A 20,869-nucleotide genomic window follows, 5' to 3' on the forward strand; every position below is an offset into this window, starting at 1 on the left:
GATGGCGCTCGAGGAGTTCCGGCTGTTCATCGACGGCACGAGCGTCGACGCGCTGTCGGGGCGGACCTTCGAGTCGGTGAACCCGTACACCGGGCAGCCGTGGGCGCGGCTGGCCGACGGCGGCCCCGAGGACGTGGATGCCGCGGTCGGCTCGGCGCGGGCGGCGTTCGACGGCGAGTGGGGCGGGCTGACCGGCTTCCAGCGGGCGGCCGTGCTGCGCGCGTGCGCGGAGGCGGTGGCCGACAACGCGGAGCGGCTGGCGCTGCTGGAGGTCCGGGACTCCGGGAAGCTGCTGCGGGAGATGCGGGGGCAGTTGCAGGCGATCCCGCAGTGGTTCTTCTACTTCTCGGGGCTGGCCGACAAGCTCGAGGGCCGCACGATCCCGCCGGTGAACGCGAACTACTTCGGGTACACGCGGCGCGAGCCGGTCGGGGTGGTCGGCGCGATCACGCCGTGGAACTCGCCGCTGCTGCTGCTCACCTGGAAGCTGGCGCCGGCGCTGGCCGCGGGGTGCACCGTGGTCGCCAAGCCGTCGGAGCACTCGCCGGCGTCGACGGTGGCGCTGGCGGAGGTGCTGTTCTCGGCCGGGCTGCCGGCGGGGGTGCTGAACGTGGTGACCGGCTGGGACCGGTCGACCGGGGAGCGGCTGGCCGGGCACCACGGCGTGGACAAGGTGGCGTTCACCGGGTCGACGGCGACCGGGGTGCGGGTGGCGCAGTCGGCCGCGGCGAACGTCAACCGGGTGACGCTGGAGCTGGGCGGCAAGAGCCCGCAGATCGTGTTCCCCGACGCCGACCTCGACGCCGCGGCGAACGGGCTGGTGGCCGGGGTGTTCGCGGCGACGGGGCAGACGTGCATGGCGGGGTCGCGGCTGATCGTGCACGCCGACGTCCACGACGCCTTGGTCGACCGCATCGCCGAGCGGGCGCGGACGATCAGGCTGGGCGACCCGACGGACCCCGCGACGGAGATGGGGCCGGTGGCGAACCAGCCGCAGTACGAGAAGGTGCTGGGCTACCTGAACGGGGCCGCCGCCGAGGGGGCTTCCTTCGCGTGCGGCGGGGCGCCGTCGTCGCTGGGCGGGCTGTTCGTGGAGCCGACCGTGGTCACCGGCGTGACGCCGGGGACGACGATCGTGCGCGAGGAGGTGTTCGGGCCGGTGCTGGCGGCGCTGACGTTCACCGACGAGGACGAGGCGCTGAAGCTGGCCAACGACACCCCGTACGGGCTGGCCGGGTCGGTGTGGACCAAGGACGTGCACCGGGCGCACCGCGTGGCGGCGAAGCTGCGGGCCGGGACGGTGTGGATCAACGCCTACCGGGTGGTGGCGCCCAACATGCCGTTCGGCGGGTTCGGGCTCTCGGGCGTCGGCCGGGAGAACGGCATGTCCGCGGTGGACGAGTACACCGAGACCAAGTCGGTGTGGGTGGAGCTCACCGGCGGCACCCGCGACCCCTTCCAGCTCGGCTGATCTCGCCGACCTCAGACCTTGGTGAGCAGCTCCACCAGGCGCTCGGGGTCGAGGTCCGGCCAGTCGTGCACGGTGAAGCCGGGGGTGCTGCGGGCACGCTCGGCGGTCGGCGCGGGCCCGGTCTGCACGTAGTGTTTCGCCGGCACCCGCTCCCAGTAGCCGACGAGCGTGATGGGCTGCAGCAGCGTGGCGCGGGGATGCGGCTTCGCGGGCGGGTCGTCGTCCGGTGGGGGCGGGACGGCGAGGCCCCCTGCTTGGCGCCGTCCAGGCGCTCGTCGGTGAGCGCAGAGCACGACTCGCCGTCGGCGGGGACGAGGCCGTCGAGGTAGACCTGCGCGCGGACGTACCAGGGCGGCCGGTCGGCGACGCCCGTGATGACGGCTCCGCCGTAGCCACGGCCCACGAGGACCACGCCCTCCGAGTCGCGGTGGGCGACGAGGGCGCCAGTGGCCTCGGAGACGTGGACGTCGAGGTCGACCGGCCGCATGCGCGCGAGGTCGTCGAGCGCGCCGAGGCCGCTGAGCGTCACCGGTTTCGCGACGTGACCGAGTCCAGGGAGGCGGTCGGCGACCGGCTGGAACCACCACCCGCCGTGGAAGGTGTCGGGCACGAGCACGAAGGCCGTCATCGCGAGTCCTCCCCCAGCCCCGAGAGGACTGTGCCGCGCTCCGAGGCAAGTGACCCCTTGCCGTCGAGATCAGGCCGTGAGCCTGGGATCCGTTGACGATGATGTGTTGTCGACAGCCTCGGCTCCGCGCTTTGCTGCCCACTCCAAGATTTCCACCCCTGCATGGATACCGGTGGTCGGCACGACGTCGACCCACGGGGCCTGCCATCCCGACTCAGCAATCTCGCCATGCCCCGGCCGGACGCCGTGATCAGCACCGGCGAGCAGATCGATGTCCAACAGCGAGTCACCGGCGGCGAGCGTCAAGGCCGTGCCGGCGCGCCGGGCGACCTCCCGTATCGCGGCTGACTTGGTCAGCGGCCCCGGAACGACGTACAACTTGCGCCCTTGCAGTGAGACCGTCCAACCAGCCGGGTCGGCCCAGTTCCGGAGCTCGCCCAGCACTTCTGCCGGCATCGCCGTACGGTCGACCACCCCGTAGCAGAACAGGTCCGCGGCCATCCGGGGTGGCTTGGCCCACGCAGAATCACAGGCAGCACTCAAGGCATCGAACGCCTCCTCGAGGGGGGCCACCTGCGCAACCGCGACGCGCACCGTCTCGGCCCAGGCGTGGTCAGCGGTCCCGTCCACCAGGAGTACCCCGCCGTTGGCGGCAACGGCGAAACGGCACGGCGAACCTGGCAGCCGGACACGGGCCAGTTGCTCCGGCGTCCGGGTGGTGACCGGGACAACCACCTGCTCGGTCACGAGCCGGGACAGAAGCGCCAGTCCAGCCGTCGTCATGAACGAGATCGCCCGTCCGTCCAGGTACTCGACGGGCACGAGTTCCCCTGGCGACGAGTCGCCGGCGGCCGTCCTCGAATAGATCAGCGTCCGGTCGAGGTCGGTGGCGAGCAGTACGCGTGGCGTCATGCGTGTCCTCCACGCACGAAGCCCGGGCGGACGATGCCGACGCACGAGTAGGCCATGTCTTCCACATACTCGATGGGGGCGCCACGCTGGGCGGCGAGCATGACCACGTGCTCAAGATCCGGGGCAGCATCCCGGCGCATCAGGACTTTCCACGGCACGCGGCGCAGCAGAACCCGCGTCGTCTCCCCGACTCCCGGCTTCACCAGGTTGATGTCCCCGACTCCGAACAGCCTGGCGATGCGCTGCACGGTGGTCCAGCCGGCCCACGTGGCCGTGCGATCTCCAGCGCGCACGCCGGGGAGCTCCTCCATCACCCTGTCGGCGACCACACCGAACTGCCCGCTCACGACGTCGAGGAACTCATGGGACACGTCTGCAGGAGTCAGGTCAGCGTAGAACTTGGCGCCGTGGAACTGGCCTGGGCCGATCAATTCGTCGTTCAGCACTGTTCGTGAGATCAGGCCCGAGACGGTTGAGTTCAAGCAGGCTGACGGGATCAAGTAGTCCTCCCGCGTGCCGAACAGCTGCACGCACCGTCCGGGATCCGCCAGTACCGCCAGGTCGTCGCGGAAGCGGTGGCCCGGAGGAAGGCCCAGCGCATCATTCGCTTCCGCCAGGGCGGCGGTCAGTTCGCGGGCGATCGCCCCCTTGCCCGTCCACCCGTCGACGAAAACCACGTCCGCCGGGTCGTGGTTCGCGGCTAGGTAGGCGAGAGCCACTTGGTCGATCCCCCGTCCACGGACGATGGACACGGAGTAGTGCGGTAGGTCCATGCCATGAGCAGCGCGGGCCCATCGCCGCATGAGGATGCCGACTGGTGTGCCAGCCCGCGCCAGGGAGACCAGAACAGGCAGGCCGGCCCGTTCGGCCAGCACGAGTTCCATGACCAAGCCGACAGAGCGCGCCAGGTCGGGCGCCGAAGCCGTCAGCGCCCGGGTGAACAGCTGCTCGTACTCCGGACCGGGCTGGTATTCGACCGGCAGGGATGCTGCATAGTGTGCCGCGCCTGATTGGATGGCTTCCTCGCGCTCCTCGACCGGCGCCTCCAGTTCGGCGGTGGAGAGGTCGGTGAGCAACCAGCTCACCTCGTCGGCACGGTAGGACCCGAAGGTCGGCCCGTGCAGAGGAGCCGGGAGCGTGCGGACATCGATGGTGGTCACGACTTGGTCTCCGCAGCCGTCGAGGGCCGATAGCTCGGGACGATCAGGACGATGACCGGACCGCCGATGACCTCGGCCAGCCGGTCGGGTAACCCGCCGCCGCCCTCTGGCCAGGAGCAGCTCATGTCGTCGACCACCAGCACGGCGGCGTCGAAGGCGTCCCCCTCGGCCGCCTGCGCGACGTTGTACGCGTAGCGGCGGCCAGGACCGTCGATGGGCCTGTCGTGGCTGTCGAAGGTCAGTACCGTCCGGATGGCGCAGCCTGGCTCGTCCACCGGAACGACGGGCGAGCGGGTGGTGCTGGAGAACCAGACGTCCGCGCTCTCAACGGGCATTCGGTCAACCAGCGCGGCCGCTAGCCGCAGCGGTAGGTACATGAGCTCCTCGGTGCCGAGCACCAGCACGCGGGCCCCCACCCCCGTCGGCACCCCCGGCAGGAGGGCGTCAGCCGCCGCCCGCACGGCGGCGTCGAATGCGGTTCGCTCCGCAGCCGGGAAGCCGTGCCGGCCTCCGTCCCGGACGCCTTCAGGCCACGGAGGAACGACGATCGTCGGGGCCGCGCCCCTGCCCCGCGTCCGGTCGGCGCTCCCGTCGAGCGGCCTCCGTCCATGGGCGGCGGTGAGCGCCTGGCCGCGGACCACGGCGTCTTCGGGAAGCCGGATCTGCCCGCTCACGAGCGTGACGACGTCCAGCCGAATGCCGATCTGCCTCGCGAAGTCATGCAGCCGCTGGCGGTCGGCGCGCGACCGCAGGTCGACCAGGCTCGCCACCACGAAGCGATCGCGCCGGGCCACGCGCTGTACCGCACGGATGGTGTCCATGACGGTCGCGCCGGTCGACAGCTCATCGTCGACCAGCACCAGCGGACGGGGGTTGGCCAGGAGCAGTGGGTCCTCTGGCAGCAGCAGGTGCTGGGTTGCGTGCGAGTGCGCCTCCTCGAAGGCGCCCTCCCGGGCGACGCCGGGCACGTCTCGGCGGGTCGAGTGGAGGTAGTCGGCGTCGATCGCGTCAGCGACAGCGTGGCCCAGCCCGGTCGCGGTCTCGGCGTAGCCCAGCACGAGCGCGTCCACGATCGGTCCGTCCGCGAGGTGTCGGTTGCAGAGCGCGAGCAGCGACGGCGCCGCCCCGCTGGCACCGGACAGGGCAGCGGCCAGCAACGAGCCACCGGCATCGGCGATGCCGGTGTCCCTCCCGGACAGCCGATCGGCCACCAGGGCGCCGAGCAGACGTCCGGCACCGAGGATGAGCCGGGGGTCCGCCGGCACGTGTTTGCCGAGGACCCGGCTGACCAGGAGGTGGGCTCGGCGGGGGTTGATCCGCAGCGCCATGCCGACCAGGTCCTCGATGACCAGGCCGCCCACCCCCACTTCGGTGAGGACCTGGATTCCAAGCCGCTCGGCCGCCCAACTGCCGCTCCACACCGCCGATCCGGCGCCGGTGACGGTCACGCCGTCAGCCCCGCTCCCAGGAGGTCCACGAACGACGTGGTCGGATGTGCGACGCCGAAGACTCGGGCGCGCTCCACGATGCCGGTCGCCCAGGTCGTGTGGGGTTTGGACTCGTTCATCTTGTTGCGGAAGGCCGATGCAGCGGCACCACCTGCGGCCGCCGTACCCAGGATCTCGACCGCGTCCGAGTACTCCTCGTAGGTCACAACAGCGAGCGCGTGCACCGCGGCGACGTGGGAAGGGTGGATGACCGTCTTGCCGGTGAGGCCGTTGGCGCGATCGAGCACCACCTCACGGATCAGACCGTCGAGGTCATGGCTGAGGAGTTCAGCCCGCAGAGGCCGCTCCTGGTGCTCGGTGAAGGGCGATTCACGCAGCTGCGGCTTGAAGAGCCGCTCCGGGCTGTGGAAGTACTCCCACACAGGGCCGGTGACGACGAAACCGATGCCATCCGAGCGGCAGAGCACGTTGACGATGTCGCTGATGGCGTCCGCCACGACCCGTATGTCGTAGACCGTGAGCTCCCTGCTGCGGCGCAGCCCGTAGATCGAGGAGAAGTCGGTGGCACCGATCCTCAACGCGAGCACGTGCGAGCGGTGCTCGGCCAGCAGGTCGCGAATGCCGAGCAGCGTCGACACCCGATTCTCGGCATGCATGATGTCGGGAGATTCGAGTACCGGCATCACCCGCAGGAGCCGGCCCACCCGTTCCGACGCGGCGACGACCTCGCGGAGGAACGCCGGCCCCGTGCGTGGAGTGAACTTGGGCAGCACGAAGCCGGTCAGGAGGGACAGGTCCTCGCCGAGCCCCTCCACCAGAGCAGGAATCTGCTCGGGGGTGCGCACCCGGATGAAGACGAGCGGACCGTCCGGGTTGGTGGCCGCGAAGCCGCGCAGCTGCTCGACGGCGTTGCGCTCCGCGGCAGCCACCTCCGCATCAGGGATCGCATCCTCGAGGCACACCACCACGCTGAGAACGCCGGCGGCTCGCTGCCGCGCGAGGTCCTTCGTCAAGGTGGGACGGGTCGCGGGGGTGTAGAGGGTCGCGCCCAGAGCGATCGCTAGCACGACGTTCTCGTCGTCCGCCGTGAACGACTGCGGGGGAACGTGGAACAACCGAGCGCGGTCCGCCGCGGTCAGGTGATCGAAGTGGCGCATTCAGACCTCGAGAAGTGTCCACCGGTGTTCGGTGGCGCCGGAGCGGCGGTGGGAAGGCAGGGTCGACGTCGGGACGGGAGGGAAGGACGCAGGGGAGGGTGGCTCAGCGCTCACAAGACCGGCGTGGAATGATCGGCCCAGGTGATGCGGTCGTAGCCGAACGCCCGGGCCACTTCACGTACCGCCCCCGAGATCTTCTCCGTCTCGGCGCGCAGCACGAACTCCCCGTCGATGTTGTAGAGCGACAGCAGTGCGATCGGCCCGTGGTGCCGACCGAGGTCGAGGGGCAGTTCCACGCGGGCGCCGCCGAAAGTGGTCACCAGCAACGTCCCTCCCCACGTGAGCTCTCGCCCCGACTCGGAGACCGCGTACACCAGCAGTCGGCGCAGCGCGCAGGATTGGCGCAGATCCACGGTCAGCCGGTCGTACTCGGCCGCCGAGCCGGTGAGCACGGGCCGCCGAGATCCCCACGGCGCTGTCAGGATCCCTAGGGCGCGGTGCACGATCGATGAGGTCCCATCCTCGAGCTCGTACAGGGCGCCGAGCCGGATGTCCCCGACGGCCGGAGAACAGACAGCCTCGACGACGAGAGCGCCGAGACCCGACTGGACCCGGTTCAAGGTCACGGTGCAGTCGCGCGGCGTGAGAATCCTCCGGCCGGAGGATGTGACGCGCGGTACCGACCGGCGGGATCGGCCCCGTGGCCCCGGCACGACAGGCGCTGACCGGTGCTGTGTCGAGAGGTCCAGAGTCGACACCGCTTCCGGCGACGCCGGTCGCTCAGCTGTCGGCGCCGCCAGATCGAGTGACGTGGCCGGAACGTTCCGAGAGCCCGCCCCGGGCGCGGAGGGGACCAGCGACGTGGAAGACCGCGGCGACGGGGACGGATGCGCGGATGCGTGCTGCGACGGCCCGCGCTCGGCCACTACCCCTGACCCGGCGGCCGGTGCGGCGCTGGTGGAGCGACGAAGGCTGCGGTGCCGAAGCCAGTACAGGTCGGTGCGGGGCGGCGCGCCCTCGGGAGAACGAAGAGTCACAGGGGCACGCCATAGTCAGAGGCGATGCCCGCGATGCCGTTGGCGTAGCCCTCGCCGACGACCTTGAACTTCCAGCCGCCGGCGTGTCGGTACACCTCGCCGAGCACCAGAGCGGTCTCGGCGGACAGTGCCGGCGCGAGGTCCTCCGACCGGACCAGCTCCCGGTTCGTTCCCGCCTCGCGGACGCACACGCTCATCTCGCGCAACTGCCCCAGGGTCCGCCGCTGAGCCGTCCCTTCGTTGAGGTACGCGACGACGACGATGCGGTGGACGTCGGCAGGCACCGCGGGGAGGTCGATCTCCACTTGCTCCTTGTCACCAGCCAACGCAACCCGCAGCTGATGGACCGACAGGTCGGGCGAGGCCAGCTGATTGAAGAAGACGAAGTGCTCGGCCGACGGCGCCTTGCTCCGGGCGTCGCAGAGCACCGTCGCGAGCACCAGATTGTCGTCCAGCAGCCGCTCGGCACCAGCGTTCCAAGACACCCCCACGACGATCGTGGAGAGGCCCGGGATCTCACGGGTCAAGGCGACGTTGGCGCCGCGGCTCATCGCCGTCATCAGGTTGCCAGTCCTCACAGATCGAGATCGGAGCGGGAGAACTTCGTGCGCAGGAAGCTGCCCTGCGTCATGAGCGCGTCCACGTCCTGGTGCTGGGTGGCCTCCAGCACCGCGACGGCGGTCGCCTCGAGCGCCTCGAGCTGCTCCATCAGCGACTCGATCGGTGTGCGGCCCGATGCGCGCGGGACATCCACGAGCGCCTCGTCCACCGCTAGGAAGGTCCTGATCGTGGTCGGTAGGTAGTCGGTGGCGGCGGCCCGCACCGAGATCACGGCATGGATGTCCAGCGGCCGCACCTCCGAGGTGTCCACCACTTCGGCCAGCACATCCGTGATGCGTCGGGCCGCGACCACCGCCGGCAGCGGAAGCCGGCCCGCGGAGCCGTTCACCAGCCGGTTGAACTCCGTGATCGCGGCTCGTAGCGCATCGGGGCTATCTCCCGGATCGACTCCCGGCGGCACGGGCGGCGTGCCGGAAGCTCTCCGGAACCACGGCACCCTGCTTCTCCTCCCTCCGGACGCGACGTCGACGACAACTGAGCACGGCCGTCCGCGACTCAACCGCCGTCGAGCTCGTTGCGGCGGGTGCGTTCCAGATACGGCTGAGCACGCTGGATCTGCCCTTCGAGCGCCTGGACGGTCTGCGCCATCGAGTCGACTGCCTGCGCCCGGAAAGTGTCGAGCGCGTCCATGGTCGCGAAGACGTTGTCGAAGGCGGCCTGCAGCTTCGCGACATCGACCGTGGAGGAAGCCGCCTGCTGGTTGATCGCCGCACCTTGGATGCGCAGCTGCTCGGACGTCGACTCGATGAGGTTCGACGTCACCGTGTTGAGTGCGGTGATCTGGTCGAGCACCAGCTTCTGCCGGCTGAGCGCCTGGGACACGATCACAGCAGTGCGCAAGGCTGCGACGGTAGTCGTCTGCGCGCGATCCACGCCTCGGATGAGCTCGAGGTTGTTCCGCCGGATCAGATCCAGAGCCATGTACCCCTGGACCGCGACCGCCAGCTGCGTCTGGAGGTCTTGACGTCGCTGACGCACCGGGAACAGGGCATCGGACCGGACGGTGTTGGCGTCGTCGGAACGGCCACTCGCCTCGAGCTCGGCGATCTTGCCCTCCAGAGCTGCGTCGAGGGCGGCTGCTAGTTGGTCGTACTCGCGGAGCGTGCCCATCAGAGCCCACATGTTGGCCTTCTCGGTCTCGATGGCCGCGTTGTCCTTGCGCAGCTCGTCCTGACCGGAGTCGAGGGCCTTGATGATCGCGTTGAGATGGGACTGGGCCGACTTGTACTTGTCGAAGTACCGGTCGATCTTGTCGCCGCCGGGGAGCCAGCGGAGCACCTTCTTGACGCCGGTCAGATCAGCCCGGTTCGGGTCGAGGTCGGTGACCGTCCGCCGGAGGTCGATCAGAGTGTTCGAGACGCGTGTCTGGGCATCACCTCCGCTGCCCTTGCCCATCGCTGCTGCAGGGCGCTCCAGCATTCGGTTGGAGACCGCCGCCGAGGACCGCATCTCCCGCTCACCCATGGAGGTGATCGACGCGATCTTCTCTGCGAACGCCGGCGAGCGGGTGTCCAGTGACACCAATTCACCGGCGAAGGCGTTGGCCTTGCTGCGCAGCTCGACGGTTTTCGCGTCTTCGAGTGGGACGGCCTCGACGGCCTGCTCCGGCGCTACCACCACGACCGGCTGCGGCGGCGTCAGCACGAGGGCGCCGCCGGCTGCGGGCGGTGAATTGGGCGCGCTCGGCGCAGGGGTGGAACCGAGGTCCAGGTCTGACATGGAGGTCACTCCTCGAGGGGACGTCGATCTGCGCGGCAGGGAGAAGTCACAGCACGCTGGCCATGGCGGGGAGGAGGTCGCGGAAGGTACGCCCGGACGCCGCGACGCCCAGCGCCGTCATCGACCAACCGGCGCCGTCGCGGGCCACCTTGGCCATGATCTGCGCGTTGTGCCGGCCAGAGCCGCTGAGTTCGTACCGGGCGATCTCCGATTCGTTCGACTCGTCGATGAGGCGGCAGAACGCATTCTCGATCTGCGAGAAGTCCTGACCGGTGAACGAGTTCACCGTGAACACGATGGTCGACACCGACGGCGGCAGGCCGGCCAGGTCGACGCGGATCGACTCGTCGTCCCCCTCACCGGCACCCGTCAGGTTGTCCCCGGTGTGCCGGACGGCCCCGTCCTTGCTCTTCAGCTGCCGGAACCACACCTGGTCCACGAGGTTGCCCGAGCGGTCGAACAACAGCGCGGAGGCGTCCAGATCGATGGACTGACTCTTCATCCCGCCGAAGAGGCCCTTCCTCTTGACGGCATCCCATCCCAGGCCCATGCGGACCTGCGTCAACGTGCCGCCGTCCCGCTTGGCCAGCGAGACCGTCTGCCCCTTGCTCAAGCTGACGCTCATGTGTCCCCGTTCCTCTTCGTCATGACTGGGCCCACGTGGGGGGTAGCAGCTCCGGACCGTGGGTTGTCCTTCGTCGGTCACGCCCGTCAGCTGCCGATTCCCCCTACGCCGCCGATGCAGGCCTTGAGCAGCGACACATGGAAGCAGGTCACCGCCGCCTTGCATAGGTACTTCCGGTTCCGGTTCCGGCGCGTCCACCGGAACCGGAACCGTGCTGATCAGACGTCGACGCCGAAGTCCCGGGCGATACCAGCCAGCCCGGTGGAGTAGCCCTGCCCGACGGCGCGGAACTTCCACTCCGAGCCGTTGCGGTACAGCTCGCCGAACACCATGGCGGTCTCCGTGGACGCGTCCTCGGAGAGGTCATAGCGGGCGATCTCGCTGTTGTCCGCCTGGTTGACGACCCGGATGTACGCGTTGCGGACCTGACCGAAGTTCTGACCCCGATCGTCCGCCTCGTAGATCGACACGGGGAACACCACGCGGTCGAGCTCAGCAGGAGCGCCGGCGAGGTCTACCCGGATCTGCTCGTCGTCGCCGGCGCCTTCACCGGTGACGTTGTCCCCGGTGTGCTCGATCGCCCCGTCCGGGCTGCGCAGGTTGTTGAAGAACACGAAGTGCCCATCGGAAGCCGCCTTGCCGTCGGCCCGGCAGCCGATCGCCGAGGCGTCGAGGTCGAAGGGCTTGCCGTCGGTCGTGCGGGCGTCCCAGCCCAGCCCGACGGTCACCGAACGCAGGCCAGGGGCCTCCTTGGTGAGCGAGACGTTGCCACCCTTCGTGAGGCTGACTCCCACTGTGTTCTCCATCCGTCCAGAGGGCGTGTCGCCCGTCGTTCCGTGTGCGCCGCCATTGCCCGACGCCCGCGGCATCGTAAGTGGCGCGTGGCCGCCGAAGGGTCCTGCGACGCCGGTTCCCCTCTTCGAGGGGGGCAGCCTGCCACGGGACGCGACAGCATGCCCGTCGTCCTCAAGCATCACTTCCGGCACACCACAGGACGGAAACCGTGGCGGGTCGCGCCTTTCGAACCTAAGGTTCGGGCGATTTTCGTCCGAGACGGGGGACCCCATGACAGCGGTGCTCATCCGCGGAGCCAACGCGCCGCTCCGGGCTGACGGCCAGCCGGTTCCCCGCGTGCGCGTGGAGATCGCATGGCAGAGGATCCATGCGGGTCGGGACGCCGTCCTCCTGGCGGTGGCTTGCGATCTGCGGGGTCAGGCGATCAGTCCGGCGCACCACGTGACCTTCCGAGCGCCGACTGCGATTGGCAGCACCGCCCGTTTCGAGATCTTCATGGATCTGGAGGCTGTTCCGGCGACTGGCGCGCAGGTGTCCTTCGCCCTCGCGACCGAGTCTGGGAGCGTCCAGCAGCTCGGTGCGGTCACTGCCACCGTCCGAACCGAGGACGGTCAGGAGCTCGCCCGCTACGCGGTCGAGGACTCGCCGGACTGGCCGGCCCTTGTGGTCGCGGAGGTGTACCGGCGTTCCGGGCAGTGGAAGGTCCGTGCGATCGGACATGGTCTGGCGGACGGCTACGCCGGCCTGCTCCGCTCGTTTGCGTTGACCGGATGACGCGGTCCACGTCGTACCCGGTCGCCGTCGGCGGCACGGTTCAAAGGGCTCACACGACCGGCGAGGTCGCACAACGGGGGAGCACATGGTGAATCGTCATCGCGCTGGACGGAGCTGCGCTCTCCATCGGCGCACAGATGCGGTATCCGCATGAGCGCGGGCTACTTCCCCGGCTTGGGCCCGGAGCCGAGGGGTCAGGAGCCCTCCGGAGGGCTCCCCGGCGGTCCGGTGTCGGGCGGAGGATCCGGCGCCTCACCGGTGCCGAGCTCTGCGGACTTCTGGAACCGCCTTCCCGCTCAAGGTGACGGCGGTCGCTCGAGGGGCGAGTCGGGTCCCCCCCTCCTGCTGCTCGCCGCTGCCGTCATCGTCCCGTTGTTGACCACTCCACTCGTCTTCCTCGACGGCTGGGGTTGGCACGTGCTCGGGTGGGCAGCGGCGACGCTGATCACCGCCGCCCTGCTCATCGTGGCCACGTTGCAGGACACCCGTCGGCGGGCCAGCGCCTTCTACCTCCGCCGAGACGGCATGGTGCGTGCACTACGCGCGGGCGCCCTTCTGCTCGCCCTCGGCGCGGCGGCCTCTCACGCGTGGCTGTTCGCCGACTGGTTCGCCCGACTCCCGGTGTTCGCAGCATGACCGCGCACGCACGCGCATCTGCCCGAGTCGGCAATCGCGCACGGGCGATGTTGGCTCTGTCGGTCTTGGTGGGAGCGCTGACCGCAGGTCTGGTGGCAGGCCCGAGCCCTGCTCTCGCTGCGCCTTCGGCGACCGGCACGAGTTCGTTGCAGGACCTCGGCGCCTGCCTGAGCGAGACCAAGAATGCCGACGTGCTTCTGCTGGTGGATGAGAGCGGCAGCCTTCGGAGAACCGACCCGGGGGATGCACGCGTCGCCGCAGCCTCCCTGCTGCTGCGCCGGCTCACTGACACCGCCGCGCGCACGGGCAGCACCATCGACGTCGCCGTGCGAGGCTTCGCGGGGGACGTCCGCTCCGCGTTCGAGTGGCAGCCCCTCGGCGACCACTCACTGAGCGCGGCCTCCGCCGCGGTGGCCGACTTCGCCGGCCGCGAGAACGGGTTCGAGACCGACTACTGGACTGCGCTCACCACCGCTCGCCAGCAGTTGGTCGACCACCGGGAGCCCGACGCCGAGCAGCCGCCCTGCCAGGCACTGGTCCTGTTCACCGACGGGCAGTACGAGCTCAGCGCGCGCGACACCCCGGAGGAGCGCCAGCAGTACGGGGAAACCAAGCCCATCCCCGGCGCCGAAACCATTCCGCTCACCTCCGACGACGCCGCCGCGCAGGTGGCGGCCAAGGGCCAGGAGGACATCTGCCGCTCTGGCGGGGTGGCCGACCAGCTGCGCAACGACGACATCCTGCTCATCGCGCTCGGCCTGTCCGACGCCGGCAGCGTCGACCTCAGCCTGCTGAGCAGCATCGCCGAGGCCCAGCCGAACCCGTGCGGCGACACCGCCCCCTACGGCGTCTTCCTCGAAGCGGACGACGTCGGCGACCTGGTGCTGGCGTTCGATGCTGTGGGCGACCCCGGCAATCCGCCGCAGCCGGTGGACCAGCAGGGCGTCTGCGTGGGTGCTGCGTGCCCGCAGGAGGTGCATGAATTCACCTTGGACGCCTCGATCCAGTCCATCCACCTGGTGGGTACGAGCAGCGCCGCCGGCATCGTCGTCCAGGTCCAGCCGCCGGGGCTCCCTGTTCCGGTCCAGATGGCCTACGACCCTGCCGCACCGGCCGGCACCGTCCGCGCCGGGGACCTCGCCCTGACCTACAACTGGTACGGCGACGACGCACTCTCCCTCGATGCGGCCATCCCGCCGTCGGGTGACAACTGGTCCGGGCCCTGGCAGGTCGTCTTCATCGACCCGACCGGCCAGAACCCCCAGGCGGTCACGCGCACCCAGCTGACCATCCAGGCCGACCTCGGCGCCGTCGTCCACCCGCACGCCTCGGTGGAGTGGCGGGTCGGTGAGGACCTCGGTCCGGTCCGCATCGCGCTCGTGCGCAGTGACGGGACACCCGCCGTGCTGGGAGATCCGGCCCCGACCCTCGCGCTCGACGTCGTCCTCGCCTCCGCGGACGGCACCGAGACGATGCTGGCGCAGGGCGTGCCCGGTGCCCAGCTCGCGGCCGGCGTGCCGCTGGCGGTACCCGACGACGTCGCCCCCGGGCCGGCGGAGCTGCAGACGGTGCTGGCGGTCACCACCGTCAGCGGCCAGGTCCTGCAGCCGCAGGTGCGGACGCAGGAGGTGACGGTCGCCCCGCCGCTGGGCTTTCCGACGCTCGTCTCCGAGTCGGTGGACTTCGGCGCGATCGAGGGAACCACTGCCAGCACCGCGACCATCGAGGTCACCGGCCCCGGCTGCGCATGGGTGACCGGCGGCGGCCTCCGGGTCCGCCCTGCCGAGGTCGAGGGCGTGACCGTGACGGGCTCGGATGCCCAGAGCCACTGCCTGGCCGACGGGGAGACCGCCGAGATCCCGGTCGAGCTAGCCCCGGGCGCCGCGGCGGACGGCCAGCTGCAGGGTGACCTCGTCGTCCACCTGGCACCCGAGGGGCTGGATCTGGAGCAGCGCACGGAGCGCGCCGTCCAGGCCACTGTGCCCTACACCGCCGACCTGCAGCTGCTGGCCAACACCAAGGTGCTGCTGCTCGCCTTCGTGCTGGCGCTGCTCGTCGGCATCGGGCTGCCGCTGCTGGTCTTCCTCCTCGGCCGCCGGCTGGCCGCGAAGCTGCCCGGCACGCCGCTGCAGTCGGCGCTGCTCGACGTGCGCGTCAGCCCGGGTGGCCTGCTCGCCGCCGGTGGCGGCACGCTGCCCGCGCCGGACTGGGAGCTCGTCCCGCCGCCCCAGGCCGGCCGCCGCCGCGGCGTGCTGTCCGGCGTGCCGGTCCGCGCCCGTGCGGGTGCACGCTTCACCGAGGCAGGGTTCGCCGAGGTCGACGACCCCGCGGGGGTCGGCGTCTCCGGTGCCCCCGGCAGCCGGTCGGGCAAGCTCCGTGCGCGGCTGCCGTTGGCCCTGCAGGGCAGCTGGACGGTGCTGCTGGACCGGTCCGCAGCCGAGTCGGACACACCGGAAGTCCCGGCCAAGCTGCTGCTCGTCACCGATGCGCTCGCCACGGCCGAGCAGCGCGCCGAGCTCGTCGGACGGGCGCACTCCGAGGGTCCCTCCGCCGTGGAGGACCTCCGCGACGCGGCACGCACCGCCCGGCCCGCGGACGGTGCCGACGGTTCCGCTGGTCCGGCCAGGACCGCGGCATCCGACGACCCGTTCGCCCCGGGGCCGTTCGGGGGCGCGGCCGACCCGTTCGCCCCCGGCGGCCGAACGGCTAGCGATCCCTTCGCACCCGCGGCCGACCCGTTCGCCACCGCGCCCCGCAGCGGCCCGCCGGGCAACGCCGCACCGGTGGCCGACCCGTTCGCCTCCGGATCCGCGCACGGCACGCCCGGTCCGGCCAGCTGGCCTGCGCCTGGCGACGACCCCTTCCGTCGCTGATCCGACGGCACTCCTCACCACCCCTGGAGAACTTCCGTGTACAAGATCTGCGTCGTCGGCCTGGGCGGTTCGGGCGGCAAGACCCTGCGCTTCCTCATGGAGCAACTGAAGGCCGAGCTGGCCGCCAAGGGCTGGACGGCGGACCAGCTGCCCCGCTGCTGGGAGTTCGTGCACATCGACGTCCCGGCCCAGCCCGACGGGCTGGGCCCCGGCCTGCCGCCGGCCGTCGACACGCTCGGCGGCACGTACATCCCGGTGACCAGCCCGACCGACGACTACGGCGTGCTCGACGCCGCCCTGCAGCGCAGCCTGGTCACCCAGCCCGCGGGCAATCAGCTGCGCCAGCTGGCCCGGTGGCGCCCCCAGCCCAACACCGTGGACGCGATCACCCACGGAGCCAGTCAGCTACGCGCCGTCGGGCGCCTGCTGACCCTCACCCGGGCCGGGATGATCTACGACCGGCTCGTCCCGGTCGCCGAGCGGCTGAACCAGAGCGGTGCCGACACCGACCTCAGCCGGCTCGCCGGGGCGCTCGCCCGGCCCGGCGAGCAGGGGGCGGTCGAGAACACCACCTCGCAGGGCACCATCCTGCTGGTCGTCTCGTCGCTGGCCGGCGGCACCGGGGCCTCGATGACCCTGGACGTCTGCAACCTGCTGCACGCGGTCGCCTCCCAGGTGCCGCATTTCCCGCACGAGTCGCTGGCCTTCCTCTACACCCCGGACGTCTTCTCCGAGCTGACGGAGTCGGAGCGAGGTGGGGTGAATGCCAACGCCCTGGGCACCGTGGCCGAGCTGATGTCGGCGATGGCCGCCCGGCAGCAGCCCTGGACGGCCGAGGAGTGGACGGTGTACGGCGGGGTGCCGCGGCCGACCGCCCCAGGCCGCGGTCCCATGCTCACCTTCCCGGTGGGCTCCTACAACGGCGTCAGCGGCGCCCGGTTCGGCGACGGCCGCACCGACACGATCTACCGGGGCTTCGCCCGGTCGCTGACCGCGCTGTTCCTCTCCGAGGCCCAGCAGGGCCAGCTGATGAGCTACGCCATAGGCAACCTGAACAACAGCAAGCTGTTCGTGCAGGACCACACCCACATGAGTCTGCAGCCGGCGCGTGGCGGGGCCGACGTGGAGCGCAACGAGCCGATGGTGTTCGGCTCGCTCGGGTTCGCCTCGATCGGCCTGGGCCGCGACCGGTACGCGCAGTACGCCGCACAGCGGCTGGCCCGGCAGGGCGTGGAGCGGCTGCTCCGCGGGCACGTCGACCTGTCGGTCCTCCAAGGCCAGCGCAGCCCCCAGCAGGCCATCGCCACGACCGCCGGGGAGTACTACCCGCAGTTCCTCGCCTGGGCAGGGCTGCCGGACCTGCGCGCCCGCGACACCTCCTACCTCAAGGCGCTCGTCGACGACATCTGGGCCGACGAGGCGCGGACGGCCTTGAGCGACACCATGACCCAGGAGACGGTCGGCCCAGTCATGCGCCCCGGCATCAGCGAGAAGGGCGCCTGGTTCGCCCAGCAGCTGGGTGGCCTGCTCGCGTCCTCCTTCGGCCGGGTCATGGGTGTCGCGGACGCCGAGCTGCGGGAGGCGGCGATCCGCTGGGTGCCGGCCATCCAGAACCGCCTGGAGACGGCGACGCTGCGGGTGATCGGCGAGCGAGGACTCCCCGTGGCCGAGCACGTGCTGGAGACCTTCCGCACCGACCTGCAGTTCGCCGCCGAGCAGCTGACCCGCAACTCCGCGACGTCGCAGCAGCCGCACGAGATCGCGCAGGAGGTTACCGGCGAGCTGCAGACGGTGGGCTCGACCATCGACGCGAACCACGGCGTCCTCGCCAACGCGACCAACCGGATCCGCGCCCAATTCAGCAACCTGTTCGTCCGCCGCGGAGCGGCGACCGCCGGTGAGCTGTTCGCGCAGCTGAACAAGGACGTCATAGGCCCGCTGCGCGCCGGCGTGGCTGAGGCCCGCGCGGCGCTCGAGAGCGCCGAGAAGGCCTCGGCCGCAACTGCTCCGGTCTCCACCGTAGCCACGGACCAGGTGGTGCAGTGGCCGCGCGGGGAGGAGGTCCCCACCCGCTTCGCGACCGCGCAGAACGAAGTGCTGCTGGAGGACATCAGCAGCTACCCCCGGTCCTACGCCGACCACCTGCTGCAGAACTTCAAGGGCTTCGGCGCAGGAAGCACCACCCCGTCCGCCGACCGCGCGGAGGAGCTGGCACTGTTCGAGGTGCTGACCTGGCTGCACGCCGACGCGCGCACCCGCGTGCGGCCTGCCGACCGGCTGACCGGCTTCACCCCGGAGGGCTCACCGACGCGGATCGGCCGCCGTTCGGAGTGGTGGCCCCAGGCGCTCGCCTCGGTGCAGTCGTCGCGTCGGGCGGACTACGCCGTCGACCTCGACCACCATGGCGTGCTCGACGGCGCGCTGGCCTGGGTGACCCGGGCCGGCGAGGTCATGGGCACGTTCATCCAGGAGGGGCTCGACAGCTACCTGACCCGGCCGGGCGCGGGCGTTCACGAACGCGAGGCGACCGCCCGACACTTCGTCGAGCGGTTCCGGCAGGCGCTTCAGCTGGCCGCGCCGCTGGTCGCCGTCGACGCCCGGATGGTCCAGGCGGTGCACACGCAGAAGGTGGCCGTCGGCTACCGGTTCAGCGAGCTGCCGTTCGGGCCCAACGACACGGTCGGATCGCTGCTGGTCCAGGCACTCCAGGCCGACTCCTCGATCGATCCCGAGAGCGTGAAGAACTTCACGAAGGCGATGGTGAACGCGCAGCGCAACCGGATCGACATCCTCGGCGCGTACGCGAACCTGTACCACCCGATGGTCTTCTCGTCCCTGCAGAAGCCCATCCGGAACCAGTGGCTGGACTCCACTACTCCGCAGATGCGACAGGCCTTCTGGTCCAACCGCCGCGGTCGGCCGCTCGTCGACTTCGTCCCGGTCTCGCGGGGCTGGCTCCAGGCCGTAGTTTCCGGCTGGCTCGTCGGCCGGCTGACTGGCGAGGTCTTGCTGCCCGGCGAGGGGCCGGTTACCGAGGGCGGCGTGGCGGTCTGGTCGGCCGAGCACCACGTCTTGGGCCGGTTGCCGCAGCCGCTGCTGGGCGTGGAGAACTCCGCCCGGGACGCACCGGGGTGGGGCCTGCTCGCGGCCGTCACCGAGTCGTTGCCCCTGGCCATCGCGCTCTGCGACGGGGATGCAGAGTTCACCGCCTTGCGCCCGTACCTGTCGCTGTTCGAGCTGGGTCGATACCTGCAGGATCCGCAGGGCCGCGGGGAGATCCCGGCGCTGCGCGCCTGGTTCGGCAGCGGCCTGGGCCGCAGCGGGCTGCCGCCCCGGGGAAAGCCCGGCACCGAGACCACGGCGGAGGCGCGGCTCGCCGCCGCCCGGGCGTGGGCGGCGTCGGTGCAGCGGGATGCGGCCAAGCAGCTGCCGCCGGACCCAGCGACCCCCGGTGAGCGCGGGTCGTTCAGCGAGATCACTCCGCACAACTTCTGGCAGGTTCCCCGCGTGTGGGAGCTCGCGCCGCAGCTCTACACGGCCGGTCAGCAGCTCCTCGACCACTTTGCACAGGTCGACTACACCGGCAGGCAGCGTGTCGAGGTCGTCGACGACGGCTTCTCGGCGGCGCTGTGAGCACCGCGGAGATGCCGACCACGCTGGTCGTGGGGCGGCTGCGCGAGGGGCTCGCCGGGGATGTCCTCGAGGTGGTCCGCGACTGGACGGCGACCGGGCTGCTCCGGCCGTCGCTGTGGCTGGAGGCCGACCAGAGCGGGAGCAGGACCGTGCTTGCCGTCGTCGACGGCGACGGCCTGCACCGTCATCCGGCCGAGCAGTGGCTGGCCCGTTCCGGCGTGACCGTCGACCGCGTCGTGCTGCTCCAGGTGTTCGCCGACGGCCACGCCACCGTCCCGCTGCCCGCAACAGCGCGGGCGCTACTCGACCGGGTCGGGCTGGCCACCCGCCCGCTGGTGAACCTCCTCGTCCCGGCGACGACGGAGACCGTGGTCCCGGGGGACTCGGTGCTCGGCTCACGCCCCAACGTGCTGCTGCAGGCCCGCGATGGGCAGAGCCCGGCGACGGTCAGTCAGCCGGTGTCGCCGAACGACCTCGCCCAGCACGCGGCGAGCGGCCTCGCGGCGGTGGGGGCTCTCTGGACGCCCATGGAGGCGGCGCCGTTCGACGGCACGCCGCTGTGGCCGGGGCGCCAGGTCGTCGTCGCCCGCTCCTACGCCCGCACCCTCGACTCGCGGGATGTCCTCCTCGCCCTGTCCGAGCAGGTCCACCGGGCCGAGAGCACGCTCCCGCGTCCGCGGACGCCTCGGGGTGATGAGCTCACCGAGGTCCCAGACATGCAGGCCCTGCCCACGGCGGAGGCCGCGGCGACCTCCGTCGTCGAGGCGCACGCCGCGCTGACGCGGTTCCACGCACCCCCGGCCTACGTGCCGGGCCGCGCCACCGGTGTGGGTTTTCTGGCCGCCATCGGGATGTTCCTCTCCTTCCTCTGGAGCGCGCTGCGCAGCTCACCGCGCGCGTGGGCCGAGGCGTTCGTCCGGAAGTCCGCCGGCCGGATCGCGGACCGCACCACCCGGCTGCTCTACGGGGAGGACTCCGCCTACGAGGTCGTCGTGCTCGGCGTCCGGCCCGACGGAACTCCCGCGGGCCCCGCCGACGAGGACGACGTCAGCTCGCTGATCGACACCGCGCACCGGGTGGCGACCGAGGTCTCCCCCGGCACCGAGTTCACGACGGTCGACGCCAGCGACTTCTGGAACGACGTCACGACGGTTGCAGTGAGCCTGGCCGACGGCTCCACCGTGCCCCATCAGGTGCGCATGCCGATGCTCGGGCTCGACCGTCAGGTCGTCGACCGTCCCGAGCTGATCGCTCCCTCTCCCGCGGCGGGGGGGGGGGGGGGGGGGGGGGGGGGGGGGGGGGGGGGGGGGGGGGGGGGGGGGGGGGGGGGGGGGGGCGGGGGGGGGGCGGGGGGGGGGGGGGGGGGGGGGGGGGGGGGGG

At 71.2% G+C, this 20,869-nt stretch carries 17 protein-coding genes; 6 read left to right on the forward strand and 11 right to left on the reverse strand.

Annotation, left to right across the window (positions count from 1 at the left end; translation table 11 throughout):
- Position 1: 1 nt before the first annotated feature.
- Positions 2–1,471 carry an aldehyde dehydrogenase gene (locus ACI797_RS20110; RefSeq protein WP_456860743.1) on the forward strand — a complete coding sequence of 490 codons (1,470 nt, stop codon included), beginning with the start codon at positions 2–4 and terminating at the stop codon, positions 1,469–1,471.
- An 11-nt stretch (positions 1,472–1,482) separates the two neighbouring features.
- On the opposite strand, the gene ACI797_RS20115 is transcribed toward ACI797_RS20110, so the two are convergent.
- The 11 genes from ACI797_RS20115 to ACI797_RS20165 form a co-directional block, all read right to left on the reverse strand.
- Complete coding sequence (locus ACI797_RS20115; protein ID WP_456860745.1) at positions 1,483–1,617, reverse strand: hypothetical protein; 135 nt, start codon at positions 1,615–1,617, stop codon at positions 1,483–1,485.
- 551 nt (positions 1,618–2,168) lie between these two features.
- Positions 2,169–3,011: a hypothetical protein gene (locus ACI797_RS20120; RefSeq protein ID WP_456860746.1), complete on the reverse strand. Its 843-nt coding sequence runs from the start codon at positions 3,009–3,011 to the stop codon at positions 2,169–2,171.
- A complete protein-coding gene (locus ACI797_RS20125; RefSeq protein ID WP_456860748.1) occupies positions 3,008–4,171 on the reverse strand; it encodes a cysteine protease StiP family protein in 1,164 nt (387 codons plus the stop codon). Before ACI797_RS20125 ends, ACI797_RS20120 begins: the two co-directional genes overlap by 4 nt.
- The gene (locus ACI797_RS20130) at positions 4,168–5,619 is read right to left on the reverse strand and encodes a phosphoribosyltransferase family protein (RefSeq protein ID WP_456860750.1); all 1,452 of its coding nucleotides are present in this window, start codon (positions 5,617–5,619) and stop codon (positions 4,168–4,170) included. The genes ACI797_RS20125 and ACI797_RS20130 overlap by 4 nt, the downstream gene beginning before the upstream one ends.
- Complete coding sequence (locus ACI797_RS20135; RefSeq protein ID WP_456860752.1) at positions 5,616–6,776, reverse strand: HpcH/HpaI aldolase/citrate lyase family protein; 1,161 nt, start codon at positions 6,774–6,776, stop codon at positions 5,616–5,618. The genes ACI797_RS20130 and ACI797_RS20135 overlap by 4 nt, the downstream gene beginning before the upstream one ends.
- Before the next feature lie 110 nt (positions 6,777–6,886).
- The gene (locus ACI797_RS20140; protein WP_456860753.1) at positions 6,887–7,402 is read right to left on the reverse strand and encodes a hypothetical protein; all 516 of its coding nucleotides are present in this window, start codon (positions 7,400–7,402) and stop codon (positions 6,887–6,889) included.
- A gap of 407 nt (positions 7,403–7,809) precedes the next feature.
- Complete coding sequence (locus tag ACI797_RS20145; protein ID WP_456860755.1) at positions 7,810–8,373, reverse strand: TerD family protein; 564 nt, start codon at positions 8,371–8,373, stop codon at positions 7,810–7,812.
- A gap of 14 nt (positions 8,374–8,387) precedes the next feature.
- The gene (locus ACI797_RS20150; RefSeq protein ID WP_456860757.1) at positions 8,388–8,870 is read right to left on the reverse strand and encodes a hypothetical protein; all 483 of its coding nucleotides are present in this window, start codon (positions 8,868–8,870) and stop codon (positions 8,388–8,390) included.
- A 59-nt stretch (positions 8,871–8,929) separates the two neighbouring features.
- Positions 8,930–10,153, reverse strand: a complete 1,224-nt coding sequence (locus tag ACI797_RS20155) for a toxic anion resistance protein (protein ID WP_456860759.1) — start codon at positions 10,151–10,153, stop codon at positions 8,930–8,932.
- A 46-nt stretch (positions 10,154–10,199) separates the two neighbouring features.
- Positions 10,200–10,778 (reverse strand): TerD family protein, encoded by a 579-nt coding sequence (locus ACI797_RS20160; RefSeq protein WP_456860761.1) that lies wholly within the window; start codon positions 10,776–10,778, stop codon positions 10,200–10,202.
- 218 nt (positions 10,779–10,996) lie between these two features.
- Positions 10,997–11,572, reverse strand: a complete 576-nt coding sequence (locus tag ACI797_RS20165) for a TerD family protein (RefSeq protein ID WP_456860763.1) — start codon at positions 11,570–11,572, stop codon at positions 10,997–10,999.
- Positions 11,573–11,843: 271 nt separating this feature from the next.
- Between ACI797_RS20165 and ACI797_RS20170 the strand changes: the two genes are divergently transcribed.
- The 5 genes from ACI797_RS20170 to ACI797_RS20190 form a co-directional block, all read left to right on the forward strand.
- Positions 11,844–12,347, forward strand: coding sequence for a TerD family protein (locus tag ACI797_RS20170; RefSeq protein ID WP_456860764.1), 504 nt, complete (start codon positions 11,844–11,846; stop codon positions 12,345–12,347).
- A gap of 375 nt (positions 12,348–12,722) precedes the next feature.
- Entirely contained in the window at positions 12,723–12,983 is a 261-nt protein-coding gene (locus ACI797_RS20175) for a hypothetical protein (protein ID WP_456860767.1), read from the forward strand.
- Positions 12,984–13,030: 47 nt separating this feature from the next.
- The gene (locus ACI797_RS20180) at positions 13,031–15,856 is read left to right on the forward strand and encodes a VWA domain-containing protein (RefSeq protein ID WP_456860768.1); all 2,826 of its coding nucleotides are present in this window, start codon (positions 13,031–13,033) and stop codon (positions 15,854–15,856) included.
- A gap of 36 nt (positions 15,857–15,892) precedes the next feature.
- A complete protein-coding gene (locus ACI797_RS20185) occupies positions 15,893–19,489 on the forward strand; it encodes a tubulin-like doman-containing protein (RefSeq protein WP_456860770.1) in 3,597 nt (1,198 codons plus the stop codon).
- Positions 19,490–19,500: 11 nt separating this feature from the next.
- Positions 19,501–20,869: hypothetical protein (locus ACI797_RS20190; protein WP_456860772.1), on the forward strand; the 1,369-nt coding region annotated here is incomplete at its 3' end.

The organism is Geodermatophilus sp. SYSU D00691 (genome assembly GCF_054050275.1).

Coding starts and splice junctions, on each gene's coding strand:
- ACI797_RS20110 (WP_456860743.1), top strand. CDS start 2: ATGGCGCTCGAGGAGTTCCGGCTGTTCATCGACGGCACGAGCGTCGAC.
- ACI797_RS20120 (WP_456860746.1), bottom strand. CDS start 3,011: ATGACGCCACGCGTACTGCTCGCCACCGACCTCGACCGGACGCTGATC.
- ACI797_RS20135 (WP_456860752.1), bottom strand. CDS start 6,776: ATGCGCCACTTCGATCACCTGACCGCGGCGGACCGCGCTCGGTTGTTC.
- ACI797_RS20145 (WP_456860755.1), bottom strand. CDS start 8,373: ATGACGGCGATGAGCCGCGGCGCCAACGTCGCCTTGACCCGTGAGATC.
- ACI797_RS20155 (WP_456860759.1), bottom strand. CDS start 10,153: ATGTCAGACCTGGACCTCGGTTCCACCCCTGCGCCGAGCGCGCCCAAT.
- ACI797_RS20160 (WP_456860761.1), bottom strand. CDS start 10,778: ATGAGCGTCAGCTTGAGCAAGGGGCAGACGGTCTCGCTGGCCAAGCGG.
- ACI797_RS20170 (WP_456860764.1), top strand. CDS start 11,844: ATGACAGCGGTGCTCATCCGCGGAGCCAACGCGCCGCTCCGGGCTGAC.
- ACI797_RS20180 (WP_456860768.1), top strand. CDS start 13,031: ATGTTGGCTCTGTCGGTCTTGGTGGGAGCGCTGACCGCAGGTCTGGTG.